Below are 2,950 nucleotides of genomic sequence, written 5' to 3'. Positions count from 1 at the left end.
GATTAGTGATGAATGCAGCTGCACTCTTTGTTCATATCAATCACCATACGGCCGGTAATTTTACCTTCGCGCATTTCTTGGAAGATGGCAGGCGCTTCATCCAAAGCACGCAATTCGACTTTAGGCACAACCAAACCTTCTGCGCCGAATTGGAATGCTTCTTCCAAATCTTTGCGGGTGCCGACCAGAGAGCCGACCACTTCGATGCCGTCCAATACCAAACGTGGGATAGACAAGTCCATAGACTCAGGTGGCAAGCCGACTGCAACGACACGACCGCCGGCGCGGACGCAGTTAACACCTGAATTGAAGGCCGCAGCGGATACGGCTGTGACAACGGCTGCGTGTGCGCCGCCGGTTTTCTCTTGGATGACTTGAGCCGCATCTTCTTTGGCGGCATTGATCACCAAATCAGCGCCGGTTTCTTTGGCAAAAGCCAGTTTTTCATCGTTGACGTCAACGGCAACAACGTGCGCGCCAAACACTTTTTTCGCGTATTGAACCGCCAAGTTGCCCAAACCGCCTGCGCCGTAAATCGCAATCCATTGACCCGGACGAACGCCGGAAACTTTAATCGCTTTATAAGTGGTCACACCGGCACAAGTAATGCTCGAAGCTTGCGCAGGATCCAAGCCTTCAGGAACTTTGACCGCATAATCGGCACTCACGATACAGTGGGTCGCCATACCGCCGTCGGCAGTATAACCTGCGTTCAATACGGAGCGGCACAAGGTTTCGCGGCCGGTATTACAGTATTCGCAAGAACCGCAGCTTTGGAACAGCCATGCGATGCTGACACGATCGCCGACTTTCAGATTTTTCACACCGTCAGCAACTTCTTTAACCAAACCGATGCCTTCGTGTCCCAACACGCGACCCGGTTTGTCGCCGTAATCGCCTGCTGCAACGTGCAAGTCGGTGTGGCACACGCCGCAATACTCGACTTCTACCAACGCCTCGCCGTATTCCAGCGGACGCAGTTCGCGTTCAACAACTTCTACATCACCTGCTACATCTTTATTTACTACCACAGCATGCATTTTCATGAGAGAGTCTCCTAGGGTGTTGAAAAACTGTTTAGCTATAAATGAGAATACTCCCCATGTTCGAAACCGTCAACCCATAATCTTTTTCAAAACAACGAGTTATGATGTTATACCATAACAAATCCTATTCAAACCATCTGAATCTTTAAATATATTAACAAATGCACTTTCATTTCAATCAAATCCTTTATTTTTCAGACGGCCTGCTACATGAAATAACATTACAAATGTAAATTTTGAGAACATTATCATTTTTAGTACTTGAACTTAAAAAGAAAAAAGCATAAGCTGTTTTTATGGCGCAGAAATACGCCTTCCCATTCATTAAGGAGACAGTATTATGGCAAAAGATTTAAATGTGTTTGATAAAGAATATGGTCTTTTAATCAACGGCGAATGGACGAAAGGTAGCGAAGGCAAACTTTTATCCTCTTACAACCCTGCCAATGGCGATGAATTGGCCAAGTTCACAGACGCAACCGACGCCGATGTCGATGCTGCCGTGGCCGCTGCCCAAGAAGCGTTCAAAACATGGCGCAAAACCACGACTGCCGAACGCGCGGCCATTTTGAACAAAATCGCCGACGTGATTGACGAAAACGCAGAATTGTTCGCCCTGCAAGAAACCTTGGACAACGGCAAACCGATCCGCGAAACCCGCGCCGCCGACGTACCATTGGCTTCCGACCATTTCCGCTATTTCGCCAGCGTGATCCGCGGCGAAGAAGGCACTGCGACCCAACTTGACGCCGAAGACTTATCCATCGTTCTGCGCGAACCGATCGGCGTTGTCGGCCAAATCATTCCTTGGAACTTCCCATTCTTGATGGCCGCATGGAAAATCGCTCCGGCATTGGCCGCAGGTTGTACCATCGTCATCCACCCTTCTTCCAGCACTTCATTGAGCCTATTGTCCCTCGCTCAAAAAATCAACCACTTGCTGCCTAAAGGCGTGTTGAACGTGATTACCGGCCGCGGTTCCAAATCCGGCGAATACATGCTGCACCACAAAGGCTTCAACAAACTGGCCTTTACCGGTTCAACCGAAGTCGGCCGCCGCGTCGGCATCGCCGCTGCCGAATTGCTGATTCCGTCCACTTTGGAATTGGGCGGCAAATCTGCCAACATCTTCTTCGACGATATGCCTTTCGACAAAGCCCTCGAAGGCGCGCAAAAAGGTATTTTGTTCAACCAAGGCCAAGTCTGCTGCGCCGGTTCGCGCATTTTTGTACAAGAAGGCATTTACGACAAATTCGTCAATGCTTTGGCTGAAGAATTCAAAAAAATCAAAGTCGGCCTGCCTTGGGAAGACGACACCCAAATGGGTTCGCAAGTCAACGCCGGTCAACTCGAGACCATTTTGAAATACGTCAAAATCGGCGAACAGGAAGGCTGCCGCATCATTACCGGCGGTAAAAAAATCGAAGGCGCATTGGGCAAAGGCGAATTTGTCGAGCCTACTTTGATTGAAGCCAGCAGCAACGAAGCCCGTGTTGCCCAAGAAGAAATCTTCGGCCCGGTTGCCACCGTGATTAAATTCAAAACCGAAGAAGAAGTCATCAAAATGGCCAACGACAGCGAATACGGCTTGGGCGGCGCAGTGTGGAGTACCGACATCAACCGCTGCCTGCGTGTTTCCAATGCATTGGAAACCGGCCGCGTTTGGGTGAACTGTTACAACCGCCTGCCTGCCGGCGCGCCGTTTGGCGGCTACAAAACTTCAGGTATCGGCCGAGAAACCCACAAAATGATGCTCGCCGCCTACACCCAAGTGAAAAACATCTACATCAGCACCCGTGAAGAACGCGAAGGCTTCTATTAATCCGCCGTTCCACATTAATCTGATTTAGAAAATATAAAGGCCGTCTGAAACCTGTTTCAGACGGCCTTGTTTTATTCTGTTT

The 2,950-nt window shown here is 49.6% G+C and carries 2 protein-coding genes; one reads left to right on the top strand and one right to left on the bottom strand.

The window, feature by feature from the left end:
• Positions 1–2: 2 nt before the first annotated feature.
• Positions 3–1,046 (bottom strand): alcohol dehydrogenase AdhP, encoded by a 1,044-nt coding sequence (gene adhP / locus ACTHUE_RS14380; RefSeq protein ID WP_079453675.1) that lies wholly within the window; start codon positions 1,044–1,046, stop codon positions 3–5.
• Between the two features lie 340 nt (positions 1,047–1,386).
• Here adhP and ACTHUE_RS14375 point away from each other — a divergent pair, with 340 nt between their 5' ends.
• Positions 1,387–2,868: an aldehyde dehydrogenase family protein gene (locus tag ACTHUE_RS14375; protein ID WP_049335482.1), complete on the top strand. Its 1,482-nt coding sequence runs from the start codon at positions 1,387–1,389 to the stop codon at positions 2,866–2,868.
• Positions 2,869–2,950 lie beyond the last annotated feature (82 nt).

Source organism: Neisseria sp. P0021.S005 (genome assembly GCF_051956955.1).
This window is presented reverse-complemented; position numbering and strand designations above follow the sequence as displayed.

Coding starts and splice junctions, on each gene's coding strand:
- adhP (WP_079453675.1), bottom strand. CDS start 1,046: ATGAAAATGCATGCTGTGGTAGTAAATAAAGATGTAGCAGGTGATGTA.
- ACTHUE_RS14375 (WP_049335482.1), top strand. CDS start 1,387: ATGGCAAAAGATTTAAATGTGTTTGATAAAGAATATGGTCTTTTAATC.